At 57.3% G+C, this 15,260-nt stretch carries 13 protein-coding genes; 8 read left to right on the top strand and 5 right to left on the bottom strand.

All coding sequences use genetic code 11. The features are described from left to right. Positions 1–12: 12 nt before the first annotated feature. Positions 13–669 carry a hypothetical protein gene (locus B3759_RS03725; RefSeq protein ID WP_291363757.1) on the bottom strand — a complete coding sequence of 219 codons (657 nt, stop codon included), beginning with the start codon at positions 667–669 and terminating at the stop codon, positions 13–15. Positions 670–866: 197 nt separating this feature from the next. Between B3759_RS03725 and B3759_RS03720 the strand changes: the two genes are divergently transcribed. Next, positions 867–2,357, top strand: a complete 1,491-nt coding sequence (locus B3759_RS03720; RefSeq protein WP_291363756.1) for a carboxypeptidase M32 — start codon at positions 867–869, stop codon at positions 2,355–2,357. A gap of 182 nt (positions 2,358–2,539) precedes the next feature. Here B3759_RS03720 and B3759_RS03715 read toward each other — a convergent pair whose 3' ends face one another. After that, a complete protein-coding gene (locus tag B3759_RS03715) occupies positions 2,540–2,743 on the bottom strand; it encodes a helix-turn-helix domain-containing protein (RefSeq protein WP_291363807.1) in 204 nt (67 codons plus the stop codon). On the opposite strand from B3759_RS03715, the gene B3759_RS03710 reads away from it, so the two are divergent. Further along, the gene (locus B3759_RS03710) at positions 2,687–2,869 is read left to right on the top strand and encodes a hypothetical protein (protein WP_291363755.1); all 183 of its coding nucleotides are present in this window, start codon (positions 2,687–2,689) and stop codon (positions 2,867–2,869) included. The genes B3759_RS03715 and B3759_RS03710 overlap by 57 nt on opposite strands. On the opposite strand, the gene B3759_RS03705 is transcribed toward B3759_RS03710, so the two are convergent. Next, on the bottom strand, positions 2,843–3,592 hold the full coding sequence (locus tag B3759_RS03705; RefSeq protein WP_291363754.1) for an AraC family transcriptional regulator: 750 nt from the start codon (positions 3,590–3,592) through the stop codon (positions 2,843–2,845). The genes B3759_RS03710 and B3759_RS03705 overlap by 27 nt on opposite strands. A 243-nt stretch (positions 3,593–3,835) precedes the next feature. Here B3759_RS03705 and B3759_RS03700 point away from each other — a divergent pair, with 243 nt between their 5' ends. The 6 genes from B3759_RS03700 (at position 3,836) to B3759_RS03675 (ending at position 11,402) form a co-directional block, all read left to right on the top strand. Further along, entirely contained in the window at positions 3,836–5,095 is a 1,260-nt protein-coding gene (locus tag B3759_RS03700; RefSeq protein ID WP_291363752.1) for an aspartate aminotransferase family protein, read from the top strand. Between the two features lie 14 nt (positions 5,096–5,109). After that, a complete protein-coding gene (locus B3759_RS03695; RefSeq protein ID WP_291363750.1) occupies positions 5,110–6,132 on the top strand; it encodes a phosphotransferase enzyme family protein in 1,023 nt (340 codons plus the stop codon). 79 nt (positions 6,133–6,211) lie between these two features. Next, the gene (locus B3759_RS03690) at positions 6,212–7,666 is read left to right on the top strand and encodes an APC family permease (RefSeq protein ID WP_291363747.1); all 1,455 of its coding nucleotides are present in this window, start codon (positions 6,212–6,214) and stop codon (positions 7,664–7,666) included. A gap of 454 nt (positions 7,667–8,120) precedes the next feature. Beyond that, positions 8,121–9,542 carry a class II 3-deoxy-7-phosphoheptulonate synthase gene (locus B3759_RS03685; RefSeq protein ID WP_291363746.1) on the top strand — a complete coding sequence of 474 codons (1,422 nt, stop codon included), beginning with the start codon at positions 8,121–8,123 and terminating at the stop codon, positions 9,540–9,542. Positions 9,543–9,704: 162 nt separating this feature from the next. Further along, a complete protein-coding gene (locus B3759_RS03680; protein ID WP_291363745.1) occupies positions 9,705–10,946 on the top strand; it encodes a nicotinate phosphoribosyltransferase in 1,242 nt (413 codons plus the stop codon). Positions 10,947–11,012: 66 nt separating this feature from the next. Next, positions 11,013–11,402: a hypothetical protein gene (locus B3759_RS03675; protein ID WP_291363744.1), complete on the top strand. Its 390-nt coding sequence runs from the start codon at positions 11,013–11,015 to the stop codon at positions 11,400–11,402. Between the two features lie 143 nt (positions 11,403–11,545). On the opposite strand, the gene B3759_RS03670 is transcribed toward B3759_RS03675, so the two are convergent. Continuing rightward, complete coding sequence (locus B3759_RS03670; protein WP_291363742.1) at positions 11,546–12,403, bottom strand: pyruvate, water dikinase regulatory protein; 858 nt, start codon at positions 12,401–12,403, stop codon at positions 11,546–11,548. A gap of 174 nt (positions 12,404–12,577) precedes the next feature. Continuing rightward, on the bottom strand, positions 12,578–15,250 hold the full coding sequence (gene ppdK / locus B3759_RS03665) for a pyruvate, phosphate dikinase (protein WP_291363740.1): 2,673 nt from the start codon (positions 15,248–15,250) through the stop codon (positions 12,578–12,580). Positions 15,251–15,260 lie beyond the last annotated feature (10 nt).

Here is a 15,260-nt window from a genome sequence, read left to right as displayed (position 1 = left end):
CGAACGCCTTCTTCAGTCGTAGCTGAAGTGCGGCTTTTTGCGTGTGTTGATGAAAAGCTGTACCGCGTTGGATGTATCAAAGCCGGTCGGAAGAGGTCCGACGATGCCTGCCGCCGTAATCGGTGCGGACATGGTGCGGGCAGGGAAACCGCAGTGGCTCAGTGTCGCGGCGATGCTGGAAGCAATCCGGGAATCCTTGTTGTAGACGTAATATTCTCCAATCCCTCGTGCGGAAAATATCTGTGAGCGCTGGACTTTCCGGTCGATCCCTTCCAGGACGCCCTGTGTCAGGTCGGCCATGAAGGTCGCTTCCGCATCGCCCGCGAGCGTGATGATCTCAAAGTCGTTTCTGAGGTTCACAAAATCACTCTGCAGGCAGATACGCGCCTCATCAGAAATGTCGCGCCACACTGCATCCGCTTTGATCTGGTCTGCTTTCGCCCGTGCTTCCACAGCCTGTTTCTGGGCTGTCAGAATGGCGATCTGGGCATCCTTGTAAGCCAGTGCCTCTGTGGCATGGGCGTGATCCAGTCTGAAAAACATGTATCCCGAACTGAGGCCTGAACACAGGCCTGCGACAATGGCGATCAGCAGGCTCCAGCCGGTGGGGCAGTTCCGGCTCCATGTCTTCAGGAAGGTAAACCTTTCTGTAATGTTCGTTATCCGCATCGTGCGTTAGGACGTTCCACGTAATGAAAACAGGGAAGGGTAAGCTGTAACCGTTCGTTAATCGGGTGTTAATAAAGGAGAAGTTTTCGACCTCATAGTGGGATTTTTCTCAGGGCTGAAAATCGTTTGAGTTCCTCGCGGTCACAGAGCGGAGAGTTCGTGATAGTCTTGCGGTAATGATTCAACTGGAGTTTTCCATGAACGCGTACGACCATCTGCATCGCCTTTTCGGACGTCTTTCCGCTCTGGAAGATGCGGGAGGTCTTCTGTCATGGGATCGCGATACGATAATGCCGGAAGGAGCTGCTGGCCGTCGTGCAACGGTTATGGCGACTCTCGGTGGCTTGCAGCATGAAATGCTGACTGCGCCTGAAGTGGCGGACTGGCTTGGTAATGCCAGTGCGGACGGTGATTTCTGGAAACAGGCCAATCTCAACGAGATGAAACGAATTCATGCCCGTGCGGTGGCCGTGCCGGGCGATCTGGTCGAAGCGCTTTCAAAAGCCGGATCGGAAGCGGAAATGGTCTGGCGCAAGGCTCGTGCCGACAACGATTTCAAAAGTCTGCTGCCCTATTTGCAGACTGTGCTCGATCTGACACGCGAAAGCGCAACAGCGATCGGCGAGGCTCTCTCCATTTCACCATACGACGCGCTGCTGGATGGTTTTGATCCGGGTATGACGCAGCAAGCCATCACGCCGATCTTTGATACTCTTGCTCGCGATCTGCCGCCATTGTTGCAGGAAGTGCTTGAACGGCAGGCATCCACAGGAGACATTTCTCCGGTGGGATCAGCACCTTTTTCAATTGCGGATCAGGAAAAACTTGGCGTGTCCATGATGCGACAGGTTGGTTTCGATATGATGCGCGGGCGTCTGGATGTGAGCGCTCATCCGTTCTGTGGTGGAGCGACGGATGATGTGCGTATCACCACGCGTTATGAGACCGATGATTTCCTTCCAGCGTTTCTCGGTGTGATTCATGAAACCGGTCATGCGCTTTATGAACAGGGATTGCCTGCGGAATGGCAGGGCCAGCCGGTCGGACGGGCGCGGGGAATGACCCTGCATGAAAGCCAGTCTCTGCTGATGGAAATGCAGGTTACCCGGTCCCGCGCCTTTGCGACATTTACAGCGCCGATCATGGCTTCTGCATTTGGCGAGCTCGGAACATGGAAACCGGATGACCTTTATCGCCGCATGACACGGGTCAGTCCCGGCTTTATCCGGGTGGATGCGGATGAAGTCACCTATCCGGCGCACATCATCGTCCGTTACGAGCTTGAGGTCGCCATGATCGAAGGGCGGTTGGCGCTGAAGGATCTTCCCGAAGCGTTCAATGCCCGTATCAAGGATATGCTGGGGCTGGATGTTCCTGACGATCGGCGCGGATGTTTGCAGGATATTCACTGGCCGCTGGGGTTGTGGGGCTATTTCCCCTGTTACGCGCTGGGAGCGCTGACGGCGGCGCAGTTGTTTGCCTCCGCGAAGGTAGCGCTTCCGGATATCGGGAATGAAATCCAGCGTGGAGAATTCAGCAATCTTCTGGGCTGGCTTCGGGCTGCGGTGCATGAACGGGGCAGCAGCGCTTCGACGCAGGACATCATCAGCGAAGCGACGGGGAAGCCGTTGGGAGCCGAAGACTATCTGCGGCATGTTCGGGCTCGTTATATCGATGGAGAGCGGTAGGTTTTTTATAGGAACGGGCGTTTTTGATTTTTTGAGTCGAGCGACTGTCTGTAGTGAACGGAATGGTCGCATGAGCAGGAACGCATCTCACGGCGCGCAGGGTATCTGTCATAGTTCTTGAAAAATAGTCCCTGTGTGCAAAGAGATATTTTCCACCATGCTCGACCGCCAAAAAAAGCTGCTCAACCGCTGGTAGTGCCCTGCCAGCTTCGCGGGGAGCATCCATGCCAGCGGGTAAAAGCCCGGGTGAAAGCGCTGCCTTCGCTATAGCCCAGAAGAAACGCTGTTTGTGACACGGAATGTTCGCCATTCCGCAGATATTTCAGCGCATGCTGACGGCGCACGTCTTCCACCAGAAGCCGGTGCGTGAAGCCACTCGCGGCCAGACGACGCTGAAGGGTCCAGTAGGGACAGCCAAGTCGCTCTGCGACCTGTGTGATGGAGGGATGACCGTGCGGCAGAAGATCAAGGATGACGCTGCGGACCTACAACAGAAAATCCTGTTCAAGTGACTGTTTGTGCGCCTGTATCTGGAGCAGTCCATCCTTGATTGCGCTGAACAGGAGCCCGTCTGCGGCTGGCATCGGTGTGGCGAGGCTGGCTGATGGAAACAGGATGGAGTTAGTCTCCTGTCCGAAAAGAACCTTACAGCCAAACACCTTTTCATGCTCATTTGTGCAGGAAGGTGCCTTGTTGCGAAAATGCACGGCTACAGGTGTCCAGTTCTGGCCGCAGGCATCCCTGATGATGTTGCACAATACGGCGAGAGTCAGCTCGGCATCCTGACGATGGTCGTGAAGGAGTGGGTCGCCAACATCATAATCCAGACGGGCAGTCTCACCCTGTCTGGAATGAGTGACGATGCTGTTGTCCTGATGGATCGGAAAGAACGTCGCCAGATTGTCGAGCGCATCGCCCAGAATGGAAGAGGAGAGGGCAGCGTAGCCCAGCATGCCCAGACGGCGGGGTGCGAACTGGTGGCCGAACCATAAACCAAAATTTGCCGTTGCTGTTTTGCTTGCTGCGTAATCCAGCGTGCGACAGTAAGCGTCCAGAGAAACAGTCTCGGACGGGGTGCTGCTGAGCCGCCCTTCAAGGCCGCATCGGCTGAACACATCCACGGGTTGCGCCCCGAGACGCGCAATAAAGGCATCCAGCCCATAAACGACGGAGGCCAGAACCGTCGTGGATGAGGCCGGTGAACCGGAACGTCCCTGAGTTGGCAGACGTGTCATTCCGCCACTATCTCCCATGATGGCAGGTCGGACTTCTCCGTCCGACCATCGGATCGCGCAAGAAAAGACAGGGTGAAAGAGCGAAGGCTCTTCTGTCAATTCATTTCTTTTTCGCAACGCATTCGTTGTCGGATGTCATGAGATTGTGCCCGTCTGTCATTATCCGTTCTCCCTTGCATGCCTACGCTGTTTCCATGAGGCCACCACGCGGATGGCCATGTGTGAGAGTGTGGGAGAGACGTCATGGCCAATCCGTATCTGGCCGGTTTTGAGAGCAAGGCGGATATCCTCGCCGCGTCGGAAGAATTCTGGAATCCCGACAAGACCCGGTTCTGGCAGAGTGTGGACGTGCCGCTCGTGATCGGGAAGCGCGAAGGCTACGTGCTGACCGACGTGGACGGGCACGAACTGATCGACGTGCATCTCAATGGCGGCACCTATAATCTCGGTCACCGCAATCCCGATCTCATTGCGGCGCTGACCGATGCCTTGCAGTATTTTGATATCGGTAATCATCATTTTCCGTCTCCATCCCGGACGGCGCTGGCGATGAAGCTGCTCAAGCTTTCCGGAGAGCCGTTCGAGCGGGTCGCGTATGCCACCAGCGGCAGCGAGGCCATTGATCTGGCCATCAAGAGCGCCCGTTACGCCACAAAACGGCGTCGCATCATCTCCATCCGCAAGGCCTATCACGGACACACCGGCCTCGCAGTCGCGACAGGCGACGAACGGTTCAGCCAGCTTTTCCTTGCGGATCGCCCCGAAGAGTTCGCGCAGGTGCCGTTCAATGATTTTGACGCCATGCAGGCCGCGCTGAAAGCGGAACCCGCAGCGGCTATCATTATGGAAACCATCCCGGCGACCTACGGTTTTCCTCTTCCGGCTCCCGGTTATCTCGCCGAGATTCGCCGTATGTGCGACGAGACCGGTACGCTCTACATCGCCGATGAAGTCCAGACCGGACTGATGCGTTCCGGCGCTCTCTGGGCCGTTTCCCGTCAGGATGTGCGTCCCGACATTCTCGTCACCTCCAAGGGACTGGGTGGCGGCATCTACCCCTTCGGTGCGCTGCTGCTGACAAAGCAGGCCAGCGGCTGGCTGGAGCAGGACGGCTTTGCGCACATGTCCACCTTCTCCGGTTCGGAAGTCGGGTGTTACGTGGCGAACGCCGTTCTTGATCTGACGACAAGTCCTGAAACCGTCGCCAATGTGCAGGCGATCATTGCGCAGTTCGCAGCAGGCTTGGCGGGTATCCGAAGCCGTCATGCTGACTGGTTCGTGGGTATCCGACAAGAGGGCCTGATCATCGGTCTGGAATTCGCCACGGCGGAAGGGGCGAAGCCTGTCATGCGGGAGCTGTACAAGCGCGGCGTGTGGGCCATTTTCTCCACGCTCGATCCGCGCGTGCTCCAGTTCAAACCGGGTCTGCTGCTCCAGTCCGGGCAGGTGGATGACATCCTGCAAAGGCTGGAAGACGCCATTTCCGCCAGTTCACCTTTCTGATGGGAGAATGCGTCATGACCGCACGCGCCTGGGAACAGACCTCATGGAATTGGCAGGACAATGTCGCTCCTTTCCTGCCTCTCTATGGTATTGATCCGGAATCAAACTGGTCCCTGCTGAGTTTTTCTGAAAACGCCGTCTACAGGGTTGATACGCCAACGGGTGAGGTTTTTATCCTGAGGCTGCATCGTCCTCATTATCGCAGCGTGGATGAAATCCTTTCGGAAATCACTTTCATCGAGCATCTTCGGGCTGATAACATCCTGAATACACCAGCGATCATTCCAACACAGGATGGGGCCATGCTGGCTCATGCGGGTGAGGGGGAGCAGCAGCAACATGCCGTGCTGTTCGCCTATCAGCCCGGAGGCATGCCGTCGGAAGACGGTCTGCCCGACAAGTTTCATGAACTGGGCCGTATCTCCGCGCAGTTACACAATTATACCAGCAGGCATGCCGCGCTCAAAAATCTGAAACGTCCTGTGTGGGATGTTGAAGTGGCTGTCGGCGAAAATGCCATGTGGGGCTGCTGGCGGCATACCCGCAACATGACGGCTGAGCAGACGCAGTTGCTTGATGCGGCCGATCGCAGGGTGCGCGCTGAACTGGAGCGTTACGGCAGTCCGGACAACCGTTGGGGGCTGCTGCATGGCGACATGAGGCTGACCAATATCCTTCATTGTGGGGATCAGACCAGCATCATTGATTTCGATGATTGTGGCTTTAGCTGGCACATGTACGAATTTGCCTGCGCCTGTACGTTCATGGAGTGCAGCAAGGATATCGACGCCATCACCGCGTCCTGGTTGCGCGGATATACCCAGATACGTCCTCTGTCCGAGGCTGACATCCAGATTATTCCCGCCCTGTTGATGCTCAGACGTCTGTTGATGGTCGGATGGTTCACGACCCATCAGCATTCTGCTGAAGCTCGTGCGCTGGAACCCGGCTTTCTCGAAGACTCACTGGTCATGGCTCAGAGCTATCTTGACGGCACATTCCTGTCCTGCCTGACGCGTGTCACCGAAGAAGCCTGATTCCCGATTTTCTCTGACCTAATTTGTTTCGTTATCAAAACAGGAATCGTCACTTCCTGTCTCTCAAAGGATGATCGTGATGAAAAATGTCGCAGCATCGCCGCCGCCTGCCAGCCCATCATCCAATCTGCAGGGTAATCTTGGCGTCATGTCCATTGTCATGATGGTGGTGGCCGCAGCAGCGCCGCTTACCGTCATGGCGGCCAACAGTCCGCTTATCATAGCCATGGGCAATGGTATTGCTGCGCCACTGGATGCCGCGATTGCTACACTCATCATGTATCTGTTCACGGCTGGCTTCATCTTCATGTCGCGCTACGTGACAAATGCGGGAGCGTTTTACGCCTATATCCAGAAGGGACTGGGGCGACAGGTCGGTCTTGCGTCCGCGACGATGGCGACGGCGTCCTACAGTTTTATCGTGATCGCTCTGGAAGCCTACATTGGCTACACAGTCAGCGAACTTCTACACAATGCACTCGGCGTTTCCATTCCGTGGTGGATACTCTCCATCATTGTGGTGATGGTCGTGGGCTTTCTGGGTTACCGACATATCGAGATGAGTTCACGTTTTCTCGGGATCGCGCTTGTTCTGGAAGTGGGCGTTGTTCTGCTGGCTGACCTTGTGATCGTGGTGACGAAGGGTGTCTCTTCCCTGTCGACGGAACCTTTCACGGTTCACGCCGCTCTTTCCGGTTCGCCCGGTCTTGGCATCATGTTTGCCATCTACTGCTTCATCGGTTTTGAATCGACCGTGATCTTTCGGGAAGAGGCTCGAAATCCGGATGTGACCATTCCGCGAGCGACCTATACGGCCGTGTTCGGGGTGGGCATCTTCTACGTTATCTCGATGTGGTGTGAAGTTGCCGGTTTTGGCGTGAGTTCTGTTGTTCCCATGGCCAATGAGCATACAGGCGACATGTATCTGCTGCTCATCCGGTCCTACATGGGGAGAGCGAGTGAGGACATCGTCAATGTCCTTCTGATCACAAGTCTTTTCGCCTGCATCCTTGCGCTGCACAATGTCGTGGTGCGGTATCAGTATATCATGTCGCGCTATGGCGTGTTGCCTGCCGGAATTTCCAGCGTGCATACGGATCACTCATCTCCGCATGTTTCGTCGTTCGTGCAGTCCTGCACGTCCTTTGTGGGACTACTCATCCTGCTGATACTCGGTCTTGATCCTGTAACGCAGATCTATGCTTGGGGAGCAACGGCCGGAACGCTGGGCTACATGGCGATCCTGTCGCTGACCTGCATATCGGTTCTGATGTTCTTTAACGTTCGCAACAAGGGACTTGGCAATATATGGCACACATTGATTGCGCCGGTCGGGGGACTTGTGGGGCTGCTGGCGTGTCTATGGATTGCAATCGCAAATCTTCCTGCGCTGATCGGCGGGGATAACGCTGGCGTCGCTGCATGGGGTATCGGTTTTCTGGTGATTGTCACGTTCGCCTGTGGTTATGTTCTCGCAAGCCATATGAAAAGCAGATACCCCTTGCGTTTTGAAGCGCTGAGGGAACTGGCCTGATTTTCTGTCTATTTTGAAGACGCAGTAGCATTGTGTGTGGGTCTGAAGCGTGGGGAAATCCTGTTTCAGACCCTGCTGCTGATATGATGTCCGACGTCGCTGGAATGAGACTCTTCACTGGTGTCTTGAGAAAGCCTGTGCGCTCCGTATGACTTCACCTCCCTGCTGCGCGCGTCGCAGTCAGATCCCTCAGGTCCAGAAACCAGTCGTCTGGGTGTGAAAAAACGCGTCGCTGAATTTGGGCACGTTATTCTTACGGGATAGAGCGTCTCTTGAGCTGCCCCTTGCCTGTGCCCGACGATCTTCCACAGATGTGGTGAGAGGCATTTTTTGCACTCAGCGCCAATCTCCGGCATAAAGTTCCACCCGCGTCTTGCGTGGGCATCCCTTCAACATCAGCTTCTCTGAAACAGCCGGTCTCTGAAAGCCCGGCGCTTATCGACAGGAACCGACCATGAGTGTCACGCTCAGCCCTTCCGCATCGTCCCTGACAGCCGGTCCGACGACGGCTGCCAACTGGTCGCCGGAAAGCTGGCGGTCGTTTCCCATCAAGCAGGTGCCGACCTATCCGGACGAAGCCACGCTCAAGGCGGTTGAAGGACGGCTGAAGAGCTATCCGCCGCTCGTGTTTGCAGGAGAGGCGCGCCGTCTGCGTGGCCATCTTGCCGATGCAGCGGCTGGACGTGCCTTCGTGCTGCAGGGTGGAAACTGTGCGGAAAGTTTCTCCGAATTCTCGGCGGACTTCATCCGTGACACGTTCCGTGTGCTGCTGCAGATGGCGGTTGTGCTGACCTTCGGCGCAAAGGTGCCGGTGGTGAAGATCGGCCGCATGGCGGGGCAGTATGCCAAGCCGCGCTCGTCTGACACGGAAACCGTCGGCGATGTGTCGCTGCCGTCCTATCGCGGCGATATCATCAACGGCCCGGCTTTCACGTCGGAAGACCGTATTCCTGATCCGAAGCGGATGGAGACGGCTTACTTCCAGTCAGCCAGCGTCCTGAACCTGCTGCGTGCGTTCTCGCGCGGTGGTTACGCCAACCTGCACCGGGTCAACCGCTGGAATCTCGGTTTCGTCGAACGGTCTCCGTTGGCCGAGCGTTATCGCGCTCTGGCGGAACGCATCGACGAGACGCTGGAGTTCATGGCTGCGTGCGGCATCAACTCCACCACGGCGCCGCAGATCGACGAGACAGAGTTCTATACCTCGCACGAAGCGCTGCTGCTTCAGTATGAGCAGGCCTTTACCCGCGTCGATTCCACGTCCGGCGAGTGGTATGACTGCTCGGCTCACTTCCTGTGGATCGGGGATCGCACCCGTCAGCCTGAGGGCGCGCATGTCGAATTCCTGCGCGGTGTGCGTAACCCGATCGGCATTAAGGTCGGTCCGACGACGCAGATTGATGCGCTTGAGCAACTGCTTGAGATCCTCAATCCTGCTGACGAGGCCGGGCGTATCACCCTGATCTCCCGCATGGGCGCGACCAAGATTCAGGACCATCTGCCGGGTCTGGTGCAGGCGGTCAAAGGGCTCGGTCGCACCGTGACATGGATGTCCGATCCGATGCACGGCAACACCATTTCCACGGCCAGCAAGGTCAAGACACGCTCGTTCGAGGCCATTCTCACGGAAGTGCAGGGCTTCTTCGACATCCTGACTGCTGCGGGCGTGGTGCCGGGTGGCGTGCATATGGAGATGACCGGTCAGGACGTGACCGAGTGCGTCGGTGGCGCGCATCAGCTCACGGAGAACGATCTGGGCGCTCGTTATGAGACATTCTGCGATCCGCGTCTCAACGCGGAGCAGTCTCTCGAACTGGCGTTCCTGATTGCCGAGGAGTTGAATTCACGCGCCAGCACCCTGCGAAAGGGCGCTTAACCAGGATAAACCAGTGTTTATGACGGGAGATTATTCTCCCGTTGTAAGCTGCGCCCTGTCACTTTCTGAGCTTTCCTGCGACCCGTGACCTTGTGGTCGCGGAAGGTCTATGTCCAGAATAATACAGTGCATCTGGTCCTGATGCCTAGGAAAGGGCAGCTCGTGGTCTTGAAATCGTCTTCCGTACCTCCGAAAGAACCTCGTTCCGAGGTCTCTTCCGGGGTAAGCTCCTCGTTCTGCGTAACAGCGCTTGATGATGCGACGATCAAGGCTCGCACTGACAGTTATTTCAACCGCACCAAGGAAATCGTCTCGCGATTTGGCGATTGCGTGGTGACCTATGCCGTGTTTATTCGCCGGCCAGTCCTCTCCGCCACAGCGATGGTTGAAGACTGGCTGAAGAATATTGCCCGTGAGCGTGGCATCGAGATTCTGGTCGAGCCAGTTTTTACGGAAGGCGAGTGGGTCGGAGCAGGCGAACCACTACTCTATATTACGGGCTTCTTTTCCCATCTCACTGACCTTGAGACCCTGGTGCTCCAGAAGCTGGGCGCGTGCTGCGTTGCGGCGCATCGTGCCTATCAGATGGCGCTCTCTCTGCCCAAGGCGCAGTTTCTCGCCATGGAAGCCCGCCATTGTGCGGGCTACGAGATGCAGGAGCTGATGAGCTATGGCGCATCTGTCGGTAGCCGTGCTGCCCAAAAAGAAGGTGCGGTCGGTTTCATTGGCGGTGCGACCGATGCGACTGCCGCGTTTTTCGGACAGACGCACGGGTTCGGCACGATGCCGCATGCCCTGATTGGGTATGCCGGTTCCACGCTTCGGGCCGCCGAGATGTTTCACGAGGTCTATCCTGACACCGACCTGACCGTGCTGGTTGATTACTATGGGCGCGAGATCACGGACGGTCTCGCTGTCTGTCGTCACTTCAAGGAACTGGCGGAAGCGGGGCGGGTGGGCTTGCGTCTCGACACGCATGGCGGACGTTTTCTGGAAGGACTCGATCCTCAGGAGTCCTATGCCGTTCTGGATCGCTATGTTCCGGATGCTATCCGTCGTTATCGTTCGGAAGGGGAATTGCGTAACCTGATCGGGACCGGCGTTTCGGCGGCGGCTATCTGGCGGATGCGTGAAGTGCTGGATGAGGCAGGCTTCGAGAAAGTGAAGATTGTCGTGTCGTCCGGTTTCGGGGTGACAAAATGCGCCAGCATGGCTGACGCTAGCGCGCCGATCGATATCGTCGGGACCGGATCTTTTATCCCTAAGCTGTGGAATGAGACTTACGCCACAGCGGATATCGTGACGTATGACGGTGTGGAGAGCGTGAAGACAGGACGGGAGTTTCTATTGCCGTCATTCCGCCGGGCGGAAGAAAGGCAGCGCAAACGCCTGCATCCGGGCTGATCGCCTGTTTCCGAAAATTGCCGTTACCTTATAAGTTTATTGTGAATCACAGGAGTTGTTTCGTTCATGACTGAAGCCGAAGAAAATGGTGAAGACGCAACGGTATCGGCTCAGGAAACGGGGCCGGTTGTGCGTCTGCTCGACCTTTCCGGAGGCGCTGAGGATAATATCATCGAAGACATCAAGGGATTTCTTGATGCCGAGCATGCAAATGCGTTCGCGCGGGCCTATGTCCGCGACAGTATAGAAATCTGTCGTGTGCCGGGCGCTTCTGCGCGTGACACGCTTGAAGCGTGGTTTTCATTCGGTGAAAATGCGGAAGTGCTGGGAACCGAAGAACCTTGGATATCTTCAAGTGAGCTGAACGATTTCATCGACCGTCCGGCGACAGAAGAAGAACGCGACTGGCGTCTGCTTGATCCTCGCCGCTATGAATCGGAAGATGAGGACGAGTGATTTCTGAAGAGACGATTGAATGAAATCGTCTCTGGAAAATAATCACGATCTACAAAAATCTGTTTATCAGTAATGTGTTTGAGCATCGCCTTTTCCAAAAAGGCGATGTTCCCTGAAACTGTCTGAGAAAAACAAGCCCTTACTCAGCCCGGTGCCGAAAGCGGGTTCGGGTGCTCCAGAATATCCAGCACCGCAGCGCTTGTTTCCTCAATCGACCGTCTGGTGATGTCGATGATCGGCCAGCCATGGCGCGTGCAGAGGCGTTTCGCCCACAGCAGTTCATTTCTGACTTCTTCCGGATCAATATAGCTTGTTCGCGTCAGGGATGTTCCCCCGGCATGCTGCTTGGTGGGCACCATGCTGTTCAGTCGTGTCCGACGGATTTCAAGCAGGGCTTCCGGCGCAATCGTCAGGCCGATGACCGGCACGTCCAGCTCAAAGAGCTCTGGAGGGAGAGGAGTGTCAGGCACCAGAGGTACGTTGGCGGCCTTGATGCCCTTGTTGGCGAGGTAAAAGCATGTCGGCGTCTTGGAGGCGCGGGAGACACCCACCAGCACGACATCGGCGTCCTTGAGTTCTCGGGTCTGCTGACCGTCATCATGCTCGATGACGTAGTGCATGGCGTCGATACGGCGGAAGTAGTTCTCGTCCATGATGTACTGGCCGCCAGGTCCTCCGTCGACGGCTTGTGTCCCGGTTGCGCCTTCCAGAAAGGTCAGTGTGTTCTTCATGACATCAAGCAACTGGACACCAGTCCGTTTGCAGCCATCTTCCAGATCGTTCTGCAATCCTGCGTCGATAAGTGAGGAAAGAACAGGTCCCGGCTCGCTGGCGATACCGGCAATCACGCGGCGCAGCTGGGTTCGGCTGCGGACCAGATTCCAGTGGCGGAACTGGAGCTCCACATCCGGGAAATGCGGTGCGCAGGCCCTCGCCTGTGCGTCGAGGGTCTGCCCGGTGCCGCCGGAAACCAGATGAAGACAGATACTGCGTTTGGTCATGTTGAGAGCCTGTATTTTCAGAAAAGGTCTCCCGCTTTCATGAGGAAAAGCAGCCAGACCATTTCACGCGTCTTGAAGCGAGTTTTTGATTTCGTGCCGCAGAAACAAAAACGGGGCGCCCTTATGGGAGCGCCCCGTCGATGCTGATCTCAGATCAGACAGTCATCCCTCAAATCAGGATGACGCCTTTTCCTTTTTCATCGCCAGAGCCGCCTGAGCCGCGGCCAGACGAGCCACCGGCACGCGGAACGGGGAGCAGGAGACGTAATCCAGCCCAACGCTCTCGAAGAAAGCGATGGAGTCCGGATCACCACCATGTTCGCCGCATACGCCCAGCTTCAGGTTGGACTTGGTCTTGCGACCATTCTCCGCACCCATGCGCACCAGAGCACCGACGCCTTCACGATCGATCGAGACGAACGGGTCTTTCGGCAGAAGGCCGTGGTCGACGTAGTAAGGCAGGAACGAACCGGCATCGTCACGGGACAGGCCGAGTGTGGTCTGCGTCAGATCGTTGGTGCCGAACGAGAAGAAGTCCGCCACTTCTGCAATCTGATCCGCCGTGATCGCTGCGCGAGGCAGCTCGATCATGGTGCCGATGAGGTAATCAAGCGTCGTGCCCTGCTCCTTGAAGACAGCAGCCACTTCCGCTTCCGCTGCCTTGCGGGTCACCTCGAGTTCCGTCTTCATGCCCACAAGCGGGATCATGATTTCAGGAACAATGGCCTGTCCGGTCTCTTTCGAGACGGCGATAGCGGCCTCGATGATGGCGCGAACCTGCATCGCATAGATCTCGGGGTAGGTGATGCCGAGACGGCAGCCACGGTGACCGAGCATCGGGTTGGCTTCCGACAGAGCCGAGCGACGGGCGCGCAGGGAGTCAACAGACTGACCGAGGGCAGTTGCCACTTCCTCAAGCTCTGCTTCACCATGAGGAAGGAACTCGTGGAGCGGCGGATCGAGCAGACGGATTGTCACAGGTAGACCGCTCATGATGCGGAAAATCTGTGAGAAATCGTCACGCTGGAACGGCAGCAGCGCGTCAATTGCCTTTTTACGGGTCGCCGGATCGTCGGACATGATCATCTGACGGACGAAACCGATACGGTCCGGACCGAAGAACATGTGCTCCGTCCGGCTCAGACCGATGCCTTCGGCACCGAAGCGACGAGCCGTCTCGGCATCTTCCGGCGTCTCGGCGTTGGCACGAACGCGCAGGCGACGGACTTCATCAGCCCAGCCCATCAGGGTGCTGAAATCACCCGAGAGGGTCGGGGGAATAGTCGCAACCTTGCCGACATAGACAGCGCCCGTGCCACCATCGAGGGTGATCCAGTCGCCACCTTTCAGCGTGACATTGCCGACCGTCATGGTCTGCGCCTTGTAGTCGACGGTGATCCCACCGGCACCGGCTACGCAGACACGTCCCATGCCACGCGCCACGACGGCGGCGTGAGAGGTCATGCCACCACGGGTCGTAAGAACGCCACGGGCTGCGTGCATGCCATGCACATCTTCCGGTGAGGTTTCGATACGGACCAGAATGACATCTTCGCCCTTGGCGGCACGGTCTTCGACTTCTTCAGCCGTAAAGACGATTGCACCGGCTGCGGCGCCCGGAGAGGCCGGGAGACCACGGGAGAAAAGGTTCTTCTCGGCTTTCGGATCGAGCGTCGGGTGCAGAAGCTGGTCGAGCGAGCCGGGTGGGACGCGCTGGATGGCTTCTTCCTGCGTGATCAGGCCTTCCTGCGCCATGTCGATGGCGATCTTGAGAGCGGCTGCCGCCGTGCGCTTGCCGGACCGGGTCTGGAGCATGTAGAGCACGTTGCTCTGCACCGTGAACTCGATGTCCTGCATGTCGCGATAATGCTTCTCAAGGATGTCACGCACACGCATGAGCTCCTTGTAGGCTTCCGGCAGAACCTTCTCCATCGGAGACTGATCGGCTGTCGCACGGGCGGCGGACATGGGCTGCGGCGTGCGGATACCCGCGACAACGTCTTCGCCCTGCGCGTTGACCAGATATTCGCCGTAGAAGATGTTTTCGCCGGTGGACGGATCGCGGGTGAAGCACACGCCGGTCGCACAGTCATCGCCCATATTGCCGAAGACCATCGCCTGCACGTTGACGGCGGTGCCCCAGCTTGCCGGAATGTCATGCAGCTTGCGGTAGGTGTGGGCGCGCGGGTTCATCCACGAACCGAACACGGCGCTGATCGCGCCCCAGAGCTGCTCCTGCGGATCGTTCGGGAACGGCTTGCCGGTCTCTTTCTGAACGACGTCCTTGTAATCCTTGACGATCTCGCGCCAGTCGGAAGCCTTGATCGCCGTGTCGTCGGTGACGCCCAGACCGTGCTTGGCCTGCTCAAGCAGATCCTCGAAACGATGATGCGGCACGCCCATCACGACGGAACCATACATCTGGATGAAGCGGCGATAGCTGTCCCACGCGAAACGCTCGTCCTTGGAGGAAGCCGCCAGACCTTCAACCGTCTCGTCATTCAGACCGAGATTGAGAACGGTGTCCATCATGCCCGGCATGGAAACGCGGGCACCCGAGCGGACCGAAACCAGCAGCGGTGCAGTGGCGTCGCCAAAGACCAGACCAACCGATTTCTCAACGCGATGAAGGGCCGCCGCGACCTGCTCTGCAAGGTCTGCCGGGTAGGCATTACCGTTATCGTAGTATGCCGAGCATACTTCGGTTGTGATGGTAAAACCGGGAGGCACTGGCAGTCCGATGGAAGCCATCTCCGCCAGGTTGGCGCCTTTGCCACCAAGCAGATTGCGCATTCCGGCGCTGCCTTCATTAAGGCCGCCACCGAAGCTGTAAACCCATTTCGTCATGACCAACGCT

Origin of the sequence: Acetobacter sp. UBA5411, from assembly GCF_002409645.1 — a bacterium.
Lineage (GTDB): Bacteria > Pseudomonadota > Alphaproteobacteria > Acetobacterales > Acetobacteraceae > Acetobacter.
The sequence above is the reverse complement of the archived record's forward strand: the minus strand, read 5'-3'. Positions and strand labels throughout refer to the sequence as shown.